The following is a 20,126-nucleotide window of genomic DNA, read 5'->3' on the forward strand; positions in this document are numbered from 1 at the left end:
GCGTCGACACGAGACCGGCGCGGCGGCTTGGCGGCATCGATCTGTTGCGCCAGGCCATGCGGATGACGGCGCGCGACTGGCGCGCGGGCGAACTGACGATGTTGCTGCTCGCGCTCGTGCTGGCGGTCGCGGCGTTGTCGAGCGTCGGGTTTCTGGGCGATCGGCTGCATCAGGGGCTCGAGCGCGATGCGCGGCGCATGATCGCCGCCGACTTCATCGTGCGCGCCGATCATCCGGTCGATCCGCAATTCGCCGCCGAGGCGCACGCCTTGGGCCTGCGCACCGCCACCACGGCGATCTTTCCCAGCATGATCAATTCGACCGGCGCGCAGCCGGCGTCGCGGCTCGCCGCCGTCAAGGCGGTGTCGCCCGGCTATCCGTTGCGCGGCGCGCTGCGCATCGCGGCGGCGCCGGGTGCGGCCGATCATCCGGCGACGTCGATTCCGGCGCCGGGCACCGTGTGGGTCGACCAGCAGTTGCTCGACGCGCTGAAGCTGAAGATCGGCGATGCGGTGAAGGTCGGCAATCGCAACTTCACGGTCGGCGCGCTGATCACGCGCGAGCTCGATCGCGGCTTTTCGTTCGTCAACTTTTCGCCGCGCCTGATGCTGAACGCCGCTGACGTACCGTCGACGGGCCTGATCACCTATGGCAGCCGCGTCACGTACCGGCTGCTGGTCGCCGGTTCAGACGACGCGGTCGCGCGCTTCGCGCAGTTTGCGCATGAGCGCGTCGACGGCGGCAAGATGCGCGGCGTCGCGCTCGAGTCGCTGCAGGACGGCCAGCCGCAGGTGCGTCAGACGCTCGATCGCGCGGGCCATTTCCTGACGCTCGTGGCGCTGTTGACCGCGCTGCTCGCGGCCGTCGCGATCGCGATGGCCGCGCACCGCTATATGCGCCGGCATCTCGACGGCTGCGCGGCGATGCGCTGTCTCGGCGTGAGCCAGGCCGCGCTGCGCGCGCTGTTCACGCTCGAATTCGTCGGGCTGGGCGTGCTCGGCGGCGTGCTCGGCGTGGCGCTCGGTTATCTCGGGCATCTCGCGCTGCTGACGTGGCTCGGCGGCCTGATCGACGTGGTGCTGCCGCAGCCGACGCTGTGGCCCGCGCTCGAAGGCATCGCGGCCGGCCTCGTGCTGCTGCTCGGCTTCGCGCTGCCGCCGCTGTTGCCGCTCACGCGCGTGCCGCCGGTGCGCGTGCTGCGGCGTGAATGGGGCGAGGAGGGACGCACTGCGTGGGCCGCCTACGCGTTCGGCATCGTGCTGTTCGCGGGGCTGCTGATACTGGCCGCGGGGGAATTGAAGCTCGGGGGCATCGTCGCGGGTGGATTCGCGGGCGGGCTGCTGGTGTTCGCCGGCATCGCGCGGCTCGCGTTGTGGGGCGCGGCGCGCGTGGTGCGCAGCGAGCGCGTCAATGCGGGCATCGGCTGGCGCTATGCGCTGGCGTCGCTCGAGCGGCGCAGCAGTACCAGCGCGCTGCAGATCACCGCGCTCGGCATCGGCCTGATGTGCCTGCTGCTGATCGCGATGACGCGCAACGACCTCGTGCAGGGCTGGCGCAAATCGACCCCGCCCGATGCGCCCAACGAGTTCATCATCGACATCCAGCCCGATCAGCGCGATGCGGTCACGCAGTATCTGGACGCGCACGGCATCGCCGGCGCGGCGCTGTCGCCAATGGTGCGCGGGCGGCTCGTCGCGATCAACGGTAAGGCGGTCGATCCGGATTCGTTCAAGGGCGAGGATGCGCGGCGACTGGTCGACCGCGAGTTCAACCTGTCCTATACGACGCAACTGCCCGACGACAACCGGATCGCCGCGGGAACCTGGTTCGGCGATACGACGAAGCCGCAGATCTCGATCGAGCAGGGTCTCGCGAAGCTGATCAACGTGAAGCCCGGCGATGTGCTGCGCTTCGACGTGACGGGGCTGACTGTCGAGGCGCCGGTGACGAGCGTGCGCAAGCTCGACTGGGGTTCTTTCAAGGTCAACTTCTTCGTGCTGATGCCGCCGGTTTCGTTGCAGGATTTTCCGGCGACGTTCATCACGAGCTTCCATCTGCCGGTGGACAAACAGTCGACGATCGACGGCCTGATCGCCGCGTATCCCAATCTGACCGCGATCGATACCGGCCCGATCCTCGCGCAGGTGCAGCGCGTGTTGCAGCAGGTGATCGGCGCGGTGCAATTCCTGTTCGCCTTCACGCTCGCGGCCGGCGTGCTGGTGCTATACGCGGCGCTCGCCGGCACGCGCGACGAGCGTATGCGAGAATCCGCGCTGCTGCGTGCGCTGGGCGCATCGCATCGTCAGGTGCGGGCGGTGCAGGTGGCCGAATTCGTCGCGGTCGGCGCGCTTGCCGGCCTGATGGCGGCGCTCGGCGCGCAGATCGTCGGCTCGATGCTGGCCACGCACGTGTTCGAGTTTTATCTGGACTTCGATCCGTGGCTGCTGCCGGTGGGCATTGCGGCCGGCGTCGCGTGCGCCGGTGTCGGCGGGTGGCTGAGTTTGCGGCATGTGTTGGCGCGGCCAGCGCTGCAGTCGCTGCGCGATGCGTGAGTTTTCCCTGGTGATGTCTTTTTGCTGTTGAGCAGGTATGAGCGATTTGAACGACGAAGTGTCCTCGGACAAGCCGACGGCCTTCGAACTGGTGGGCGGCGAGACGCGGGTGCGCGAACTGGTCGACCGGTTTTACGACCTGATGGATCTCGAGGCGGATTTCGCCGGGATTCGCGCGTTGCATCCGGCGTCGCTCGAGGGTTCGCGCGACAAGCTATTCTGGTTTTTGTGCGGCTGGCTCGGTGGTCCCGATCATTACATCGGCCGCTTTGGCCATCCCCGTCTGCGCGCGCGGCATCTGCCGTTCGCGATCGCGTCGAGCGAGCGTGACCAGTGGTTGAGGTGCATGGCATGGGCGATGGAGGATGTCGGCCTGCCGGAACCGCTGCGCGAGCGCCTGCTCGGCTCGTTCTTCGAAACCGCCGACTGGATGCGCAACCGCAATGGCTGACACGCCGCCGCACGCCACCTCGGCACCGTACTCGGTCGAAGCCGACTATGCGGCGCTCGCGCCGCGGGCGCGCGAGGTTCTCGACTGCTGGTTCGGTGCGCCGGGCACGCCGGAGCGCGGCACGGAGCGCAAGTTCTGGTTCAAGCGCGATGACGCCGTCGATACGATGCTGCGCGAACGTTTCGGTAACCTGATCGATGCGGCGAACGCGGGTGAGCTCGACGCATGGCAGAGCACGCCGTTGGGTGCGTTGGCGCTCGTCATCGTGCTGGACCAGTTTTCCCGCAACTGCCATCGCAATACGCCGCGCGCCTTCGCGACCGACGCCAAGGCGCTGGAAACCGCGCAACGGATCATCGCGAGCGGCGCCGATCGGCTGTTGCCGGACGTGCAGCATCGCGCGTTCGCGTATCTGCCGTTCGAGCACGATGAAACGCTCGCGAGCCAGCAGGAGTCGCTGCGTCTCTTCAAACAGCTTGCCGCGGAGCCGGGCGGTGACGGCTACTATCAGTACGCGCTGCGCCACGCGAAAGTGATCGAACGATTCGGCCGCTTTCCACATCGCAACGGGTTGCTCGGACGTGAATCGAGCGACGAGGAGATCGCGTTCCTGCGCGCGCCCGGTTCGTCGTTCTGAATCGACGCGGACGCGCGCGCGAGACACTCGGCCGGCGCGACGCGTTGCGCGGCTCTACTCGTCGCCGTGCGGCTTGCCCGCCATCGGCGTGCGCACGAAGACGCGCAACAGCTCATCCGAATCGCCCGGTCGCGCACCGGACCAGAACAGCCGCCATTCGCCGGCCGGCGGCCGCGCGTTGTCGCGGCGGGTTTCCTCGATCAGCCAGGTGCAGGCGGTCGTGCGCGGATCCTCGCTCGGCTGATGCACGATGCCCGTGTAGTAGAAGAGCATCGGCGCTTCGGATTCGCCGAGTCCGGAGCTTGCCATGCAGTCGCCGTCGTTCCATTCGATATCCATCTTCGCGCCGAGGTCCCGGAACACCGAGCGGTAGCTTTTCGCGTAGTCGAGCCACGGCAGCAACAGCGTGCTGACGAGCCCCCAGACGAGCATCGCGCCCGCGCACCAGCTGAGCGCGCCGCGCCATTTGCCCGCGTACTTGAACGACGGCAGCAGCCACAGCCAGCCGATCGTCAGCAGCAGCGCGCCGACGATCAGCGCGGGCGAAATCGGCAGCACCCAGTCGAGCGGCAGCCAGCGGCCGAGCAGATGCAGCGACGCATGCGTGCTGGCGGGGGTCGTCATGGTCGACCAGACGATCCACACGAGCGCGGCCGCGCTGCCGAACAGCACTCGGCTAGTCATATCCCAGCCGGTATGCAGGCGCGCCGGCAAACGTTCGACGCCCTGCATCGCGACCAGCGCGAGCGGCGCGATGAACGGCAGGATGTACAGCTCGCGAACCGTCGCCGAGCTTTGCAGCACCGCGAAACCGATACCCGCGAACAGCACCGGCAACGCGACGCGCGGATCGCGCCAGCGCCGCCATGCGCCACCGGCGAGCGCGGCCAGCGCGAGCGGTGCGACCGGAAAGCCGACGCTCAGCAGGGCGCGCAGCACGAACAGGTGGCTCTCGTTTTCGGAGCCGAGCTCGGCGACCGAAAAACCGAAGAAACGCCCGAAGTTGTTATCCCACAGCCACACCTTGAAGAGTGCCTCTGAGCGCAGGTAGAAGCAGATCGGCCAGATCAGCGCGAAGGGCGCGCAGACGAGCGCGGCGAAGCCGAGCGCGCCGGCGAAGCCGCGGCTGCGGCATGCGGGATAGAGCAGCAGCGCCGCGCAGGTGGTGGCGCCGAACACGAGCGGTACGAACAGCCCCTTGGCGAGCAGCGACACGCCGACGCCCGCGCCGAACATCGTCGCGCCGCTGATGATCGCGCGACGCCGCTCGCGGGCATCGAGCGTTTTGGTCCGCCGGGCGGCTTGCGCGTGCATCGGCCAATACGACGCGGCGCGCGGGTCGTCACGCAGATGCACGAGTACGAGTTCGAACAGTCCGCAAAAACCGAGCGCGGCGCCGGCCATCAGCCCGACGTCGGTCATCATGTCGTGCACGTGCTTGACGACGACGAGCGTGCCGCCGAACAGCGCGAGCGTGCCGATCACGCGCAGGTCGAACCAGCTCGACGCAGCGACCGCGCGACGCGCGATCCGTGCGGTGTAATACACCGTCAGGCCCGCGAAAAGCGCACTCGCGAGCCGTGCCGCATCGTGCAGCGGCAGATAGCGGCCGAACATCCACGCGAGGCCCGTGGCGACCCAATCGTAGATCGGCGGCTTTTCGACGAAGGGCTGGCCGGCATTGGTCGGCACGACGAGGTCGCCGGTATCGAGCATGTGCTGGACGATGCCGAATGTGTAGGTTTCGTCCTGCTTCCACGGTTCGTGGCCGAGAATGCCGGGGGCGAGCCACGCGCACAGGATCGCCAGCGCGACCAGCCACAGCAGCGGGCGGATCGCCGCGAGCGCGCGCCAACGCTGCAGGCCGCGCGTTGCACGGTCGGCAGAAACGGCGGAGCCCGATGGATGGGCGGTGTCGGCGCTGTATACCGCTGCGGCCGAAGCCGCGGGGTCCCCGGCCGCCGGGTGGGTCTGTGCGCCGGCAAACGGGTGCGCGGTGCTGGCGGAAAGCGAAGCCTCGTGCGCGCCCCCTGCTGGAGCGGCCGAGGTCGGGGTCGTCGCGTCGGCACTGTGCGCGCGCCAGCGCGTGGACTGCTTGTCTTGCATGGAAGTCTCTGGTCAGCGTACGCGGCGGCGTTGGCTTCGTACTTATGTTTTCCTTACGTCGCCTGCGGATGCATACGATCCGGTCGATTGTAACGCCGCATTATTACTGAAGACTACAGACGAACGGACGCGCGCGCATTCGATGCGCGGCTGTGCCGGTTTCATGAGAAATCGACGGGGGTTCGCGGAGAAAGAGGAGAGGTGGAGCGGGCTGGAAAGGCGCGGCCGTAGTGGACCGCGCCAAGTGTTTAAGGCTTGCGCCCCGTTGAGTGCGGCGTTCGCTCAGCGGCCGCCGGCGACGTCGAACAGTGCGCCCGTCACGTACGACGACGCGTCGCTGAGTAGCCACACGATGGCCTCGGCGACTTCGTCGGCGCGGCCGGGGCGCCCGAGCGGCGTGGTCGCGCCCAGTTGCGCGGCGCGCTCGGGCTTGCCGCCGCTCGCATGGATCTCGGTGTCGATCAGGCCCGGACGCACCGCGTTCACGCGCACGCCCTGCGGGCCGAGTTCTTTCGCGAGGCCGAGCGTCATCGTGTCGATTGCGCCTTTCGACCCCGCATAGTCGACGTATTCGTTCGGCGAACCGAGCCGCGCCGCCGCCGACGAAACATTGACAATCGCGCCGCCCGCGCCGCCGCGCTGGGTCGACATGCGCCGTGCCGCTTCCCGTGCGCACAGATAGGCGCCGAGCACGTTGACGTCGAACACGCGTTTCAGACGCGCGAAGTCCATATCGGCAAGCTGGCTCGACGGCGCGACGATACCCGCGTTGTTGACGAGCGCATCGACGCGGCCGAAGGATTGCTGCAGCGTATCGAACATGCCGCTCACGTCGGCTTCGTTCGCGACATCGCCGGCAATCGGCACCGCGCGGCCGCCCGCGTGTTCGACCTCTGCGACTGTCTGCTGCGCGGCGGCGAGGTCACGCACGTAGTTCACGCCGATGCACCAGCCGCGCGCGCCAAGCAGACGCGCGGTGGCGCGGCCAATGCCGCGACTGCCGCCGGTGATCAGAACAGCTTTCGTCATCGCAACCTCGTCGTTGGGGTGGAGTGTGCGCGGCGAGCTTCGCTCGGGTTCGGTGGACCCAGGATTCAGATCGCGTCGCTTTGGACCGCCGCCCATTTGTCGCGCGCGGGCGGCGCGTAGCGTTGCAGCTTGCCGATCAACGCGAGCGGATCGGCGTCGATCTGCAGCATGTCGAGATAGGTCTTGCGCATGAAGCCTTCGTCGACCGTGTGCTGAAGCAGGTCGATCAGCGGCGCGTAGAAGCCGTCGGTGTTCAGGAGTGCAACCGCTTTGCCGTGGTAGCCGAGCTGCGCCCACGTGAAGACCTCGAACAGCTCCTCGAGCGTGCCCGCGCCGCCGGGCATCGCGACGAACGCATCGGACAGCTCGGCCATCATCTTCTTGCGATGATGCATGTCGGGCACCACGTGCAGTTCGGTCAGGCCGTTATGCCCCACTTCCTTGCTGACGAGCAGCTCGGGAATCACGCCGATAGCGCGGCCGCCTTCGGCCATCACGGTATCGGCGATCACGCCCATCAGCCCCACCTTGCCGCCGCCATAGACCAGCGCGAGATCGGCCTCGACCAGCGCACGGCCGAACGCGCGCGCCGCCTGCGCATACAACGGTTTGGCTCCCATCGAGGAGCCGCAATAGACACACACCGACTTCATGCTCAACTGTCCTTCGATTCGTTGCGAGGCGCGGCGCCTTCACGCGGCGGCAGGTAGTCGTAGAACTCGCGCTTGGGCAGCGTGCCCGAAACGAGGTCGTCGAACAACTGCCGCGAACGGCCGCGCAGGTAGGGCGCCATCAGCGAGACGATCTGCACGCTGACCTGATGCAGCTCTTCGCGGATCGCTTCCTGCTCGTTGTATTTGCGCGGATTCATCACGAACTGATATGACAGCCAGTACGTGCCGATCACGCCGACGTTGGTGGCGATCACCTGCATTTCCTGCGGCGTCGCGACCATTTCGCCGTCGGCGACGAGCTGTTCGCAGAACTGGCTCGCGAAGCGCACCTTATGGCTGATGATCTGCTTGAAGTGCGTCTCGAGCGTGCGGTTGCGCGCGAGCAGGTCGTTCAGGTCGCGGTACAGGAAGCGGTAGCGCCACGTGAAATCGACCATGTACTGCAGATACGACCACATCTCGTCGATGGTCGCGCGATGGTCGTCGGGGAAACGCAGACGCTTCTCGATCTCCTGCTCGAACTGGCTGAAGATGCTGTTGATGATGTCGTCTTTGTTGCGGAAGTGGTAGTACAGGTTGCCTGGGCTGATTTCCATTTCCTCGGCGATCGTCGTCGTCGTGACGTTCGGCTCGCCGATTTCGTTGAACAGCTTCAACGACAGTTCGAGAATCCGTTCGCGCGTGCGGCGGGGAGGTTTGGCTTCCATGTCGTCCGGCCCTGGTTATGCCGGGCTGGGCGCGTGGCGGCGTGCCGCTGCTGCGTGTTCCACCCGGATGGGGTTGGTATTTTGAGCTCTCCCGAACCCGCCGACACACGGCGGGCCCCCCGAAAGGGCAGGATGAGGCGAGGCGCGGATACGTTTGCGCGAGCGCTTTCCTGTGAGACCGTCAAACGATTATAAACCGAGCGTTCTAATACCCAACCGCCTGCGCGGATTTTCATCCTGTGGGGCGTGGCGAAGCGTGCGCTTCAACCCGCATCGAACCTCAAAACCAAGCGCGAACCCAGCCGACGACCAGCGGCCCGACGATTACTCCCCACGTCATCACACACATGCCGAGCGCGACCATCACGGCCGCACTGCCGAGATCCTTCGCACGGCGCGACAACTCATGACGTTCGAGCGAGATCCGGTCGATTGCCGCTTCGACGCTCGAATTGAGCAGCTCGACGATCAGCACCAGCAGCACCGAGCCGAGCAGCAACACGCGCGACACGGGATCGACGGGCACCACGAGGCCGCACGGAATCAGGATCGCGGCCAATGTGAGTTCCTGACGAAATGCGCTTTCCTCGCGAATCGCAACGCGAAAACCGGCCAGCGAGTTTTTCATCGCGTGCCATGCCCGCGTGAGGCCGCGGTTGCCTTTGTAGGGGTTGAAGGGCAGCGGGGCGAGCGGGTCGTCGGGGCTGAGCGGTTCGTTGGGGGCGTCGTGGCTCGAGTCGCGAGTCGTGTCGTGGGTGGCGTCAGGTTGCACGCCACCCGCGACGCTGGCGCCGCCGGTCGTGGTCCTCCCGCCGTTCACCCGTTGCACGGAATCCGCATGCCCGGTCACACCCGGCTCGCGTACGTCGTCGAACGGTTCGATGCTGGTGGTGTCGCGGGTGGACTCGACGGCGCGCAGTGCGCCGTTCGACGCGCCTTCGGCGCTGGATCGACTGCTTCGCATGGATGGCTCCGCGCGCCGCATCACGCAGCGGCGCTTTCCTCACGATACACCGTGCCGCGCAGCGGCTTCAGATGCGCGGCGAATTGTGCGGACGCCGCTGCCCACGAGAAGCGCTCGGCCCATGCGCGCGCATGCGACCGATCGATCTTCAGTGCCTCCAGACACGCTTCGCGCAAATCCTCGTGCATTGCACCAGCGCCGCCGTCGCCGAGCACGTCGATCGGGCCGGTGACCGGATATGCGGCCACCGGCGTGCCGCATGCGAGCGCTTCGAGCAGCACGAGTCCGAACGTGTCGGTGCGGCTCGGAAACACGAAGACGTCGGCGGCCGCGTAGACCTTCGCGAGTTCGGCCTGCGACAGCACGCCCAGATAGTTGACCTGCGGATAGCGCGACTTCAGCTCGGCGAGCGCCGGACCTTCGCCCGCGACCCACTTCGAGCCGGGCAGATCGAGCTGCAGGAATGCCTCGACGTTCTTCTCGACCGCCACGCGTCCCACGTACAGGAAGATCGGCCGTGCGGTGTTGAGCACCTTCGAGTCCATCGGACGGAAGATTTCGAGATCGACGCCGCGCGTCCACAGCACGACGTTCGTGAAGCCGAACTTCTCGAGGTCCTGCTTGACGACGGGGGTCGGCGCCATTACCGCGAGCGACGGCTTGTGGAACCAGTGCAGAAACCTGTAGGTCGCCGCGAGCGGGATGCGAAAGCGCGCCTGCACGTACTCGGGAAAGCGCGTGTGATACGCCGTCGTGAACGGCAGCTTGTGTTCGAGCGCATACGCGCGCGCGGCCATGCCCAGCGGACCCTCGGTCGCGATGTGCAACGCGTCGGGAGCGAAACGGTCGATGCGCTCGCGCAGCCGGCGGCGCGGCAGCAACGACAGGCGTATCTCCGGGTAAGTCGGGCACGGGATGGTGCGGAATTCGAGCGGCGTCAGCAGATCGACCTGATGGCCGAGCGCGGTGAGTTCGCGCTGGGTGTTCTTCAGCGTGCGTACGACACCGTTGACCTGCGGCTCCCATGCGTCGGTGACGATCATGATCTTCATCGCGTTGTTCATCGCTGCGGGCCCTGTGGAAGTGGAGAGTGGAAGTGCTCAGGCAGTGGCGCGGGCTTTTTGCGTGCCCGCCTGGGGCGCGCGCAGCGCAGTCCAGAAGATCACCTTGAGCTCGCCTTCATAAGTCTCGACGAGCGCCGACAGACTCTCGACCCAATCGCCATCGTTGCAATAGAGCACGCCATCGATCTCGCGCATCTCGGCCTTGTGGATGTGCCCGCAGACGACGCCGTCGCAGCCGCGGCGACGCGCTTCGTCTGTCATTACGCGTTCGAACGACGAGATGAAGTTGACCGCGTTCTTGACCTGATGCTTCAGGTATTGCGACAGCGACCAGTACGGAAATCCGAGCTTGCTGCGAATGCGGTTGAACCAGCGGTTCAGCACGAGGATCATCGTGTACAGCGTGTCGCCGAGATAGGCGAGCCATTTCGCGTGCTGGATCACGCCGTCGAACAGATCGCCGTGCACGATCCACAGCCGCTTGCCGGCGAGCGTCGTATGGAACGCTTCGCCGCGTACGTGGATGTCGCCGAACGCGAGGTCGCAGAACTGGCGCGCGGCTTCGTCGTGATTGCCGGGCACGTAGATGACCTGAGTGCCTTTGCGCGCTTTGCGCAGCACTTTCTGCACGACGTCGTTGTGCGCCTGTGGCCAGTACCAGCCTTTCTTCAACTGCCAGCCGTCGATGATGTCGCCGACGAGGTACAGGTACTCCGATTCGTTGTGGCGCAGGAAGTCGAGCAGATATCCCGCTTGGCAGCCGCTCGAGCCGAGATGGATATCCGAGAGCCAGATCGTGCGATAGCGATGCGGATCGTCGTGGCCGTCATCGGGATGATCGGCGCGGGCATCGAGTGATGGCGTCGCGGGCAGCGGCAGGCCGTGTTGAGTGGAACCCGGAGCGGGCCGGAACGCGACGGGGTCGACGCTCGGTCCGGTTTGACGAAACAGGGAAGTCGCGGACGGATTTGGGTCCATGGCTCACGCGTCGAGTGGCGGTGCCCGTATTGGGCCGGGTGCGCGTGACTTCGGCGTGACAGTCATGAGAAGTTCTTATTACGGAGGGGCCTTGGCGGGGCCTGTTTTTTCGTTGTTCTGGCTTTGTTGGCCTTTCCTTGTTGTCTTGTCGGTCTATTAGCGTTGCCCCTATGCGGGGCGGCACCTACTTTCTTTGCTGCTGCAAAGAAAGTAGGCAAAGAAGACAGCTAAAACCGCCAGATCTTAAGCGGGTCCCCTGGCTTGGAAGGGGTAGTGGTGCATCTGGAATCCGGGCCGCAGCGCATTCCGCGTTCGTGACAAAGCCGTCATCCCTCCCACTCCGCACTACGTGCGTCGCGGACGGGTCTGCCTGGGAAACCAATGGTTTGGCCCGCGCGGGGGGGGGGCCTCGGCTGCGCTTCGGCGATGCGCCGAAACAACCAGTGGTTTTTGAACGGAGTTTCGGCGCGCGTAGCGCCGCCGGAAGAATGACGGCCTTGTCACTGGAGCGGAATGTGCGGGGGCCCGGATTCCAGATGCACCACTACCCCTTCCAAGCCAGGGGACCCGCTTAAGAGTTGGCGGTTTGAGCTGTCTTCTTTGCCTACTTTCTTTGCAGCAGCAAAGAAAGTAGGTGCCGCCCCGCACAGGGGCAACGCTAATAGACCGACAACAAAGCAAGGAAAGGCCAACACCGCAAAGAAAAAAGACAAAAAAAGGCCTCACCCGCCCAAGGGGAACAACGCATTCTGCTAATCGCCCACGCGCGCTAGCGCCCAACCGCTACCACCCGCGTCCCCGCGAGCCGATCATGCAAAAACTGCCGCTGCGGATCAAAACGCCCACTCGCGGCCCACACCACGAACCAGACGCCCGCAATAACAAGCGTCTGCGGCACCCGCAACCCAAGAAGTGGATGCAACGCCAGCGGCGGCAAAAACCACAACCAGGCGAACACATACCGCGCAATCGCCCGCCCAACCGAAACCGGCGCGCCATCAGCGCCAACAACCCGTAATCGCCAGGTTTTCATCGGCAGCGTCTGGCCGCCGTGCGTCCAGAACCAGACGAAGTACACGCCAACCACGAGGCCGATCCAGCCGGCGAGCAGGTTGTGATGCGCGAGCCCGTTACGCTGCTGCGTCAGCGTGCTGAACAGATAGCCGGCGAGAAACACGACGCCGAACAGAATGACCGTTTCGTAGAGCAGTGCCGCGAGCCGTCGCCGGACGGTGGGCGCCGTGCCGGCGGGTGCGGCGGCAGGCAGGGTGGGGGTGTCGAGCGGCTGGGACACGTAATGGGTTCGGGATCGGAATCAGGAGCCGTGGAAGATTGCCGGCGCTTCGGCAGGTGACACGGGCACCGGCGTCGCCGGTACGAAGCTGCCCGCTGCCGGAATCGCAGGCTGAGCCGGCAGCGAGGCCGCGGCCGGCGCGGAGGCAGCCGGCGCGGCGCTCGCCGCCGCGGCAGCGCTGGAGCCGTGCTCGCGCGCATTCACGAACCGGTCGATGCCCTTGATCTCGTTGCGAGCCGATGGCGGAGCGCTGACGACGCTGGGGCGACGCTTGCGTTCGCTCGCGGCGAGCCGCTCCTTCGTTTCTTCGGGCAGTTGTTGGTACGCTTTCCACGCGTTCTGGCGCGCTTCACGCGGCAACTCCTTCGAAACCTGGTAGTTTTCGCGCGCGACGCGGCGCTGATCGGGCGTCATGCGCGCCCATTCACTCATGCGCTCATGCAGACGCTTTTGCGCATCCGGCGACATCTTTGCGTATCGCGACGCAATCTTGATCCACTTTCGCTTGCGTTCGTCGCTAAACGAATCCCACTGCGATGCGAATGGGGCCAGCGCGGCGTGGTCGGCGGCGCTCAGGCGCGACCACGCGAGGGGGCTGTTGCTGCCCGGCAGGCCGGGCAATTCGACGGAAAGTGCGGGGGCGGGCGCGGGCGCGGCGACGTTGACGCCGGGCGACGGATTGCCCGCCGACGATGGGCTCGGGTGAAAGCGCGGATAGGTCGCGACAAACGACACCAGGGCCGCGATCGTGCATCCGAAAACAACGGCCAGGCCGCGCTTGTAACTCACCCGAGGAATCTCCCGCTCAGTGGGCGCGTGAAAGATACGCGTTGAAGCCGTGGTCGAGATAGGCATTGAGCGGCAGGTCGTCGCTTAGCATGGCGGCATCGATATCGGCAAGTTCGGCGGTGCGCTGGTGATCTTCCCAGTACGCGATGCCGATCAGGCTCACGACCAGCGCGGCCAGCGGCCACGCGAGCGCGAAGCGGCGCAGCGGCCAGCGGCGGCGCGGCTCGAAGCCTCCGTGCGGTAGCTCCGCCATCCCGGCCGGCATGCCGGCGAACGCAGGCACGAACACCGGCGCGCTGACGGCTTCGGGCTTTTTGCGCGCCAACGCGGCACGACGCGCGGCAGCGAGCCGGTCGACGGTGGCGGGAGGGAGGCTGGCGGTGCTTTCGTCGAGCGCGCGGCGCAGTTGACGCGCAAACTCGAGTTCTGTGTTTTCAAGGGAGCTCATAGCGTGATTCCTTTCGCCTTGAGCGCTTGCGCCAGCGTGTGAGTGGCCCGGGAGCAGTGCGTTTTCACGCTGCCTTCGGAGCAGCCCATTGCGGCGGCAGTCTCGGCGACATCCATATCCTCCCAATAACGCATGAGAAACGCCTCCCGTTGACGTGCCGGTAATTTCTGGATCTCGTCGTCGATCGACTGAAGGACCTGCTCTCGTTCGAGCTTCTGTTCGTTGCTCTCGGCGCCAGCCGAACCCGCCGCGGCCTCCAAGGTTTCCAGCGGATCGAACTCGTCGTCGTCGGCATTGCCGAGCGACGAGAATAGACTAACCCAGGTGTTGCGTACTTTGGCACGGCGGAAATAGTCGTGCGTCGCATTCTGCAGAATACGCTGAAACAGCAGTGGTAGCTCGGCCGCCGGGCGGTCGCCGTATTTCTCGGCGAGTTTGATCATCGCGTCTTGCACGATGTCGAGGGACGCATCGTCGTCCCGCACGGCGTAGACCGTCTGCTTGAATGCGCGCCTTTCGACGCCCGCCAGAAAATCGGCGAGTTCCTTGTCTGATGCCATCCGGTTGGGGTCGGCGCAGCAAGCGTGCGCGTAATCGTCGAAAAATGTCGTAAAACTCGCGGATGCTAACAAACTTTTGCTTCGATAGGGGTGAAACCTGCTCGAGCTTGCATTTGCATGACAACCGACATTCCGTCCGATCGCGCGCTCCTACGCGCGAGCCAATGGCAATATTTTCTTGACCGCGAGCGCGTCAGAAGCTATCTTCGCTGGTTCGCAACATAAGTGAGTTGTCTCAATTGAGGTGCGGCCCAAGAAGCCCGCCTGTCAACTGGACGTGCCGCTTGAACCCGAGCCACAAGCCCGGCAGAGAGCACCCGATCAATTTTTTGCCGAAAATTCGAAAGGTGAATCAATGAATATGCCCAGCGCGGAATTCTCCACGTCGGATACGACCCCCCATCACGAAGCAGACTCTATCGGCGCCACCGTGCTCATGAAGGCACTGGCCGACGAAGACGTCGAGTTCATCTGGGGCTATCCCGGCGGCTCGGTACTTTACATTTACGACGAGCTGTACAAACAGGACAAGTTCCAGCATGTGCTCGTGCGCCACGAGCAGGCCGCCGTGCATGCCGCGGACGCCTACGCGCGCTCCACCGGCAAGGTCGGCGTGTGTCTCGTGACCTCCGGCCCCGGCGTCACCAACGCGGTGACCGGCATCGCGACCGCCTATATGGATTCGATCCCGTTGGTCGTGATCAGCGGCCAGGTGCCGACTGCCGCGATCGGTCAGGATGCATTCCAGGAATGCGACACGGTCGGCATCACGCGTCCCTGCGTGAAACACAACTTCCTCGTGAAGGACGTGCGCGATCTCGCGGCCACGGTCAAGAAAGCTTTCTACATCGCCCGTACCGGCCGTCCCGGCCCGGTGCTGATCGACATTCCGAAAGACGTGTCGAAGACCCCGTGCCAATACGAGCCGATCAAGAGCGTTTCGCTGCGCTCATACAACCCGGTCACGAAGGGCCACTCCGGTCAGATCCGCAAGGCGGTGTCGCTGCTGCTGTCGGCGAAGCGTCCGTATATCTACACCGGCGGCGGCATCGTGCTCGCGGATGCGTCGCGTGAATTGAACCAGTTCGCCGATCTGCTCGGCTACCCGGTCACCAATACGCTAATGGGTCTGGGCGGCTACCGCTCGAGCGACAAGAAATTCCTCGGCATGCTCGGCATGCACGGCACGTACGAAGCCAATATGGCGATGCAGCACTGCGACGTGCTGATCGCAATCGGCGCGCGCTTCGACGACCGCGTGATCGGCGATCCGAACCACTTCGCGTCGCGGCCGCGCAAGATCATCCACATCGACATCGATCCCTCTTCCATTTCCAAGCGCGTCAAGGTCGACATTCCGATCGTCGGCGACGTGAAGGAAGTGCTGAAGGAACTGATCGAGCAGTTGCAGACGGCCGAGCATGGCCCCGACGCCGCGGCGCTCGCCGACTGGTGGAAGGACATCGAAGGCTGGCGCGCGAAAGATTGCCTGAAGTTCGACCGCAAGAGCGACATCATCAAGCCGCAGTACGTGGTCGAAAAGGCGTGGGAGCTGACCGACGGCAACGCGTTCGTGTGCTCCGACGTGGGCCAGCACCAGATGTGGGCCGCGCAGTTCTACAAGTTCAACAAGCCGCGTCGCTGGATCAACTCCGGCGGCCTCGGCACGATGGGCTTCGGCTTACCGGCCGCGATGGGCGTGAAGATGGCCCATCCGGACGACGACGTGCTGTGCATCACGGGCGAAGGCTCGATCCAGATGTGCATCCAGGAGCTGTCGACCTGCAAGCAGTACGACCTGCCGATCAAGATTATTTCGCTGAATAACCGCTATCTGGGCATGGTGCGCCAGTGGCAGCAGATCGAATACAGCAAACGCTATTCGCATTCGTACATGGATGCGCTGCCGGACTTCGTGAAGCTCGCCGAAGCGTACGGACACGTGGGCATGCGCATCGAGCGCACGGCCGATGTGGAACCGGCGCTGAAGGAAGCGCTGCGCCTGAAGGATCGCACGGTGTTTCTCGACTTCCAGACCGATCCGACCGAAAACGTCTGGCCGATGGTTCAGGCCGGCAAGGGCATCACCGAGATGCTCATGGGTTCGGAAGATCTTTAACGACGGGGCGTCTGGATAAATCCAGCGCCGGCTTCGTTATGCGCGCGCCTTCACAAAAGGCGAGGGCAGACGAAGCGGCGCCGCTCCGCTCGCAGACATCGACACAACATCTGGAAGAAGCGAAACATGAGACACATCATTTCCGTCCTGCTGGAAAACGAACCGGGCGCGCTGTCGCGCGTGGTGGGGCTGTTCTCAGCACGCGGCTACAACATTGAAACCTTGACGGTGGCTCCGACCGAAGACCGTTCGCTGTCGCGCATGACCATCGTCTCCGTTGGCTCGGACGACGTGATCGAACAGATCACGAAGCATCTGAACCGCCTGATCGAGGTGGTGAAAGTGGTCGACCTTACCGAGGGCGCCCACATCGAACGCGAGCTGATGCTGATCAAGGTGAGGGCGGTCGGCAAGGAACGTGAGGAGATGAAGCGGATGGCGGACATTTTCCGCGGCCGCATCATCGACGTCACCGAAAAGACCTACACGATCGAACTGACGGGGGCGAGCGACAAGCTCGACGCCTTCATCGAGGGGCTCGATTCCACGGCGATTCTCGAGACGGTCCGCACGGGCAGTTCGGGCATCGGTCGCGGCGAGCGCATTCTGAAGGTCTGACGTCGCGTTTCGCAAGGCCGGGCAACGCGGTATCGCCCAGCTGCCAACACCAACATTCGCAGTACCTGAATTTCTCTGAATCATCGAATCTAGCCAAGGAACCGACATGAAAGTTTTCTACGACAAGGACGCCGATCTCTCCCTCATCAAGGGCAAGCAGGTCACCATCATCGGCTATGGCTCGCAAGGCCATGCGCACGCGCTGAACCTGAAGGAAAGCGGCGTGAACATCACGGTCGGTCTGCGCAAGGGCGGCGCATCGTGGAGCAAGGCTGAAAACGCCGGCCTGCAAGTCAAGGAAGTCGCGGAAGCGGTGAAGGGCGCGGACGTCGTCATGATGCTGCTGCCGGACGAGCAGATCGCCGACGTGTACGCGAAGGAAGTCCACGCGAACATCAAGCAGGGCGCAGCGCTCGCGTTCGCGCACGGCTTCAACGTTCACTACGGCCAGGTGATCCCGCGTGCCGACCTCGACGTCATCATGATCGCGCCGAAGGCGCCGGGCCACACGGTTCGCGGCACCTACTCGCAAGGTGGCGGCGTGCCGCATCTGATCGCGGTTGCGCAGGACAAGTCGGGTGCGGCGCGCGACATCGCGCTGTCGTACGCAGCGGCTAACGGCGGCGGCCGTGCCGGCATCATCGAAACGAACTTCCGTGAAGAAACCGAAACCGACCTGTTCGGCGAGCAGGCTGTGCTGTGCGGCGGTACCGTCGACCTGATCAAGGCCGGCTTCGAAACGCTGGTCGAGGCGGGTTACGCGCCGGAAATGGCGTACTTCGAGTGCCTGCACGAACTGAAGCTGATCGTCGACCTGATCTACGAAGGCGGCATCGCGAACATGAACTACTCGATCTCGAACAACGCCGAGTACGGCGAGTACGTGACGGGTCCGCGCATCGTGACCGCTGAAACGAAGAAGGCGATGAAGGCCGTGCTGACCGACATCCAGACCGGCGAATACGCGAAGAGCTTCATCATCGAGAACAAGGCTGGCGCACCGACGCTGCAATCGCGTCGCCGTCTGACGGCCGAGCACCAGATCGAGCAGGTTGGCTCGAAGCTGCGCGCGATGATGCCGTGGATCGCGAAGAACAAGCTCGTCGACCAGTCGAAGAACTAGGCGTCTCGACGTAACGAGGTCCGGCGCGGCGCTTCGGCGCGGCGGCCGGACCAGTCAAAAAGCCGTCCAAGGGTGCTGAACCCTGGGCGGCTTTTGCTATCCTACGGTTTTACAAAAACACAGAAGCCATCCATGAATTACCCTCATCCGATCATCGCGCGAGAAGGCTGGCCGTTCATCGCCATCGCGGCCGTCGTTGCATTACTGGTTCACGCCTTCGCGGGGTTCGGCTTTGCGTGGCTCTTCTGGCTGATCCTGATCTTCATCGTGCAGTTCTTCCGCGACCCGGCGCGTCCGATTCCGACGCAGGCCAACGCGGTGCTGTGTCCTGCCGACGGTCGTATCGTCGCGGTAGAAACCGCGCATGATCCTTATGCGAATCGCGAAGCGCTGAAGATCAGCGTGTTCATGAACGTATTCAACGTGCACTCGCAGCGCTCGCCGGTCGACGGCGCAATCTCGAAGGTCGAGTACTTTCCAGGCGCGTATCTGAACGCGGCGGTCGATAAAGCCTCGCTCGAAAACGAGCGCAACGCGGTCGTGATCGAAATGGCCGGCGGCCAGACGGTCACGTCGGTGCAGATTGCCGGGCTGATCGCGCGGCGGATTCTTTGCTACGTCCGTGCAGGCGAGCCGCTGACTCGCGGCCAGCGTTACGGATTCATCCGCTTCGGTTCGCGCGTCGACGTGTATTTGCCGGTGGGCAGCCGTCCGCGCGTGTCGATCGGCGAGAAGGTGTCGGCGTCGTCCACGATCCTCGCCGAGCTGTAAAGCGGCATACAGGAGGTTGTCCGAATGGCCGCATTCAAACCGCGTCGACCCCGCAGCAGTGGACCGCTGCCGCGACCGTTTCGTCGCAACAAGCCGCCGGTGGTCACGGAGTCGCCGGTCGCCGACAGCCGGCGCGCGCAGCGTCAACAGTTCCTCAGAAAACGCGGCATCTACCTGCTGCCGAACGCGTTCACCACGGCCGCGCTGTTCTGCGGCTTCTTCGCCGTCGTGCAGGCGATGAACGTGCGCTTCGAGATCGCGGCGATCGCGATCTTCGTCGCGATGGTGCTCGATGGCATGGACGGCCGCGTCGCGCGCATGACGCATACGCAAAGCGCGTTCGGCGAGCAGTTCGATAGCCTGTCGGACATGGTGTCGTTCGGTGTTGCGCCCGCGCTCGTGATGTACGAGTGGATCCTGAAGGATCTCGGTCGTTGGGGCTGGCTCGCGGCGTTCGTCTATTGTTCCGGCGCGGCGCTACGGCTCGCGCGTTTCAACACGAATATCGGCGTGGTCGACAAGCGTTTCTTCCAGGGCATGCCGAGCCCGGCCGCGGCGGCACTGATCGCCGGTTTCGTGTGGCTCGCCACCGACAACCGCGTGCCGCTGAAGCTCGTCTGGCTGCCGTGGGTCGCCTTCGTGCTGACCATCTACGCGGGGGTAACGATGGTGTCGAACGCGCCGTTCTATAGCGGCAAGGCGCTCGACGTACGGCATCGCGTGCCGTTCGGCGTGATCCTGCTGGTGGTGGTCGCCTTCGTGCTCGTGTCGTCCGATCCGCCGCTGATGCTGTTCGGTCTGTTCGTGCTGTACGGTCTGTCCGGCTACGTGTTCTGGGCATATCAGGCGGTGCGCGGCCGGGCCAATCCGGCGCGTTCGATGTCGCACGACCGCTGAGGATTTGACGCGCGCTGCGTCGCAGCGATGTACGAAAAACGGCAGCCCACAGGCTGCCGTTTTTCGTAGGTTGGTGCCGTTACGAGGTCGCTTCGGCCTGCGCCGCAGGCCGCCCCGTGTGCATTGCGCGGTGGCTGGAATGTCGCTATAGTCGTCGGATCAGTGCGTGGGCGTGGCCGATTTTGCCGGGTCGGCGAGGCCGTTCGCTGCGCCGCGCCATCATCCTTCGTTCACGCCCTTATGCGTTTTTGCGTTCCGTCCGCACCGGCCGCGATCATCGTGATCGCCCTACCTTGCCAGCGGCGGCGCCCATCGTCCCATTCCAAAACCAAGTCCCACATCTGA

Annotated in this window: 19 protein-coding genes; 8 read left to right on the top strand and 11 right to left on the bottom strand. The window is 64.8% G+C overall.

All coding sequences use genetic code 11. From position 1 onward, the window contains the following. The first annotated feature begins 62 nt into the window (after positions 1-62). The 3 genes from HDG39_RS26975 to HDG39_RS26985 are packed head-to-tail and all read left to right on the top strand — an operon-like array spanning position 63 to position 3,640. A complete protein-coding gene (locus HDG39_RS26975) occupies positions 63-2,552 on the top strand; it encodes an ABC transporter permease (protein ID WP_184010297.1) in 2,490 nt (829 codons plus the stop codon). Between the two features lie 37 nt (positions 2,553-2,589). Then, a complete protein-coding gene (locus tag HDG39_RS26980; protein WP_018419986.1) occupies positions 2,590-3,003 on the top strand; it encodes a group II truncated hemoglobin in 414 nt (137 codons plus the stop codon). After that, a complete protein-coding gene (locus HDG39_RS26985; protein ID WP_184010150.1) occupies positions 2,996-3,640 on the top strand; it encodes a DUF924 family protein in 645 nt (214 codons plus the stop codon). The genes HDG39_RS26980 and HDG39_RS26985 overlap by 8 nt, the downstream gene beginning before the upstream one ends. A gap of 54 nt (positions 3,641-3,694) precedes the next feature. On the opposite strand, the gene HDG39_RS26990 is transcribed toward HDG39_RS26985, so the two are convergent. The 11 genes from HDG39_RS26990 to HDG39_RS27040 form a co-directional block, all read right to left on the bottom strand. Continuing rightward, positions 3,695-5,746 carry an ArnT family glycosyltransferase gene (locus HDG39_RS26990; RefSeq protein WP_184010152.1) on the bottom strand — a complete coding sequence of 684 codons (2,052 nt, stop codon included), beginning with the start codon at positions 5,744-5,746 and terminating at the stop codon, positions 3,695-3,697. Between the two features lie 282 nt (positions 5,747-6,028). Next, positions 6,029-6,775 (bottom strand): SDR family oxidoreductase, encoded by a 747-nt coding sequence (locus HDG39_RS26995; RefSeq protein WP_184010154.1) that lies wholly within the window; start codon positions 6,773-6,775, stop codon positions 6,029-6,031. A 65-nt stretch (positions 6,776-6,840) separates the two neighbouring features. After that, positions 6,841-7,428, bottom strand: coding sequence for an LOG family protein (locus HDG39_RS27000; protein ID WP_184010156.1), 588 nt, complete (start codon positions 7,426-7,428; stop codon positions 6,841-6,843). A 2-nt stretch (positions 7,429-7,430) separates the two neighbouring features. Next, positions 7,431-8,156, bottom strand: coding sequence for a TetR/AcrR family transcriptional regulator (locus tag HDG39_RS27005; protein WP_018419991.1), 726 nt, complete (start codon positions 8,154-8,156; stop codon positions 7,431-7,433). A gap of 280 nt (positions 8,157-8,436) precedes the next feature. Further along, positions 8,437-9,120, bottom strand: a complete 684-nt coding sequence (locus HDG39_RS27010) for a diacylglycerol kinase (RefSeq protein ID WP_184010158.1) — start codon at positions 9,118-9,120, stop codon at positions 8,437-8,439. A gap of 20 nt (positions 9,121-9,140) precedes the next feature. Further along, the gene (locus tag HDG39_RS27015) at positions 9,141-10,172 is read right to left on the bottom strand and encodes a glycosyltransferase family 4 protein (protein WP_184010300.1); all 1,032 of its coding nucleotides are present in this window, start codon (positions 10,170-10,172) and stop codon (positions 9,141-9,143) included. A gap of 48 nt (positions 10,173-10,220) precedes the next feature. Further along, positions 10,221-11,162: a UDP-2,3-diacylglucosamine diphosphatase gene (locus HDG39_RS27020; protein WP_184010160.1), complete on the bottom strand. Its 942-nt coding sequence runs from the start codon at positions 11,160-11,162 to the stop codon at positions 10,221-10,223. A gap of 769 nt (positions 11,163-11,931) precedes the next feature. Further along, on the bottom strand, positions 11,932-12,456 hold the full coding sequence (locus tag HDG39_RS27025) for an RDD family protein (protein ID WP_184010162.1): 525 nt from the start codon (positions 12,454-12,456) through the stop codon (positions 11,932-11,934). 21 nt (positions 12,457-12,477) lie between these two features. Continuing rightward, a complete protein-coding gene (locus HDG39_RS27030) occupies positions 12,478-13,245 on the bottom strand; it encodes a DUF3106 domain-containing protein (protein ID WP_184010164.1) in 768 nt (255 codons plus the stop codon). 16 nt (positions 13,246-13,261) lie between these two features. Continuing rightward, positions 13,262-13,693 (bottom strand): DUF3619 family protein, encoded by a 432-nt coding sequence (locus HDG39_RS27035; RefSeq protein ID WP_184010166.1) that lies wholly within the window; start codon positions 13,691-13,693, stop codon positions 13,262-13,264. Further along, on the bottom strand, positions 13,690-14,253 hold the full coding sequence (locus tag HDG39_RS27040) for an RNA polymerase sigma factor (protein ID WP_184010168.1): 564 nt from the start codon (positions 14,251-14,253) through the stop codon (positions 13,690-13,692). The genes HDG39_RS27035 and HDG39_RS27040 overlap by 4 nt, the downstream gene beginning before the upstream one ends. A 355-nt stretch (positions 14,254-14,608) precedes the next feature. Between HDG39_RS27040 and HDG39_RS27045 the strand changes: the two genes are divergently transcribed. The 5 genes from HDG39_RS27045 to pssA all read left to right on the top strand — a co-directional run bounded on the left by HDG39_RS27045 (position 14,609) and on the right by pssA (position 19,781). Then, the gene (locus HDG39_RS27045; protein WP_184010170.1) at positions 14,609-16,372 is read left to right on the top strand and encodes an acetolactate synthase 3 catalytic subunit; all 1,764 of its coding nucleotides are present in this window, start codon (positions 14,609-14,611) and stop codon (positions 16,370-16,372) included. A 126-nt stretch (positions 16,373-16,498) separates the two neighbouring features. Next, positions 16,499-16,990 carry an acetolactate synthase small subunit gene (gene ilvN / locus HDG39_RS27050; protein WP_018420000.1) on the top strand — a complete coding sequence of 164 codons (492 nt, stop codon included), beginning with the start codon at positions 16,499-16,501 and terminating at the stop codon, positions 16,988-16,990. Positions 16,991-17,096: 106 nt separating this feature from the next. Further along, complete coding sequence (gene ilvC, locus HDG39_RS27055) at positions 17,097-18,113, top strand: ketol-acid reductoisomerase (RefSeq protein WP_008920617.1); 1,017 nt, start codon at positions 17,097-17,099, stop codon at positions 18,111-18,113. 132 nt (positions 18,114-18,245) lie between these two features. Continuing rightward, complete coding sequence (locus tag HDG39_RS27060) at positions 18,246-18,884, top strand: phosphatidylserine decarboxylase (RefSeq protein WP_018420001.1); 639 nt, start codon at positions 18,246-18,248, stop codon at positions 18,882-18,884. Positions 18,885-18,908: 24 nt separating this feature from the next. After that, entirely contained in the window at positions 18,909-19,781 is an 873-nt protein-coding gene (pssA, locus tag HDG39_RS27065) for a CDP-diacylglycerol--serine O-phosphatidyltransferase (protein WP_018420002.1), read from the top strand. Positions 19,782-20,126: the final 345 nt, after the last annotated feature.

It is taken from the genome of Paraburkholderia lebeckiae, from assembly GCF_014201005.1.
Lineage (GTDB): Bacteria > Pseudomonadota > Gammaproteobacteria > Burkholderiales > Burkholderiaceae > Paraburkholderia > Paraburkholderia tuberum.

Excerpts from the sequence above, each read along its gene's own strand:
- HDG39_RS26995 (WP_184010154.1), bottom strand. The coding sequence starts at position 6,775 with ATGACGAAAGCTGTTCTGATCACCGGCGGCAGTCGCGGCATTGGCCGC.
- HDG39_RS27015 (WP_184010300.1), bottom strand. The coding sequence starts at position 10,172 with ATGAAGATCATGATCGTCACCGACGCATGGGAGCCGCAGGTCAACGGT.
- HDG39_RS27020 (WP_184010160.1), bottom strand. The coding sequence starts at position 11,162 with ATGGACCCAAATCCGTCCGCGACTTCCCTGTTTCGTCAAACCGGACCG.
- HDG39_RS26985 (WP_184010150.1), top strand. The coding sequence starts at position 2,996 with ATGGCTGACACGCCGCCGCACGCCACCTCGGCACCGTACTCGGTCGAA.
- HDG39_RS27045 (WP_184010170.1), top strand. The coding sequence starts at position 14,609 with ATGAATATGCCCAGCGCGGAATTCTCCACGTCGGATACGACCCCCCAT.
- HDG39_RS26980 (WP_018419986.1), top strand. The coding sequence starts at position 2,590 with ATGAGCGATTTGAACGACGAAGTGTCCTCGGACAAGCCGACGGCCTTC.
- HDG39_RS27060 (WP_018420001.1), top strand. The coding sequence starts at position 18,246 with ATGAATTACCCTCATCCGATCATCGCGCGAGAAGGCTGGCCGTTCATC.
- HDG39_RS27040 (WP_184010168.1), bottom strand. The coding sequence starts at position 14,253 with ATGGCATCAGACAAGGAACTCGCCGATTTTCTGGCGGGCGTCGAAAGG.
- HDG39_RS26975 (WP_184010297.1), top strand. The coding sequence starts at position 63 with ATGACGGCGCGCGACTGGCGCGCGGGCGAACTGACGATGTTGCTGCTC.
- HDG39_RS27005 (WP_018419991.1), bottom strand. The coding sequence starts at position 8,156 with ATGGAAGCCAAACCTCCCCGCCGCACGCGCGAACGGATTCTCGAACTG.
- HDG39_RS27000 (WP_184010156.1), bottom strand. The coding sequence starts at position 7,428 with ATGAAGTCGGTGTGTGTCTATTGCGGCTCCTCGATGGGAGCCAAACCG.
- ilvC (WP_008920617.1), top strand. The coding sequence starts at position 17,097 with ATGAAAGTTTTCTACGACAAGGACGCCGATCTCTCCCTCATCAAGGGC.
- HDG39_RS27010 (WP_184010158.1), bottom strand. The coding sequence starts at position 9,120 with ATGCGAAGCAGTCGATCCAGCGCCGAAGGCGCGTCGAACGGCGCACTG.
- HDG39_RS27035 (WP_184010166.1), bottom strand. The coding sequence starts at position 13,693 with ATGAGCTCCCTTGAAAACACAGAACTCGAGTTTGCGCGTCAACTGCGC.
- ilvN (WP_018420000.1), top strand. The coding sequence starts at position 16,499 with ATGAGACACATCATTTCCGTCCTGCTGGAAAACGAACCGGGCGCGCTG.
- HDG39_RS26990 (WP_184010152.1), bottom strand. The coding sequence starts at position 5,746 with ATGCAAGACAAGCAGTCCACGCGCTGGCGCGCGCACAGTGCCGACGCG.
- pssA (WP_018420002.1), top strand. The coding sequence starts at position 18,909 with ATGGCCGCATTCAAACCGCGTCGACCCCGCAGCAGTGGACCGCTGCCG.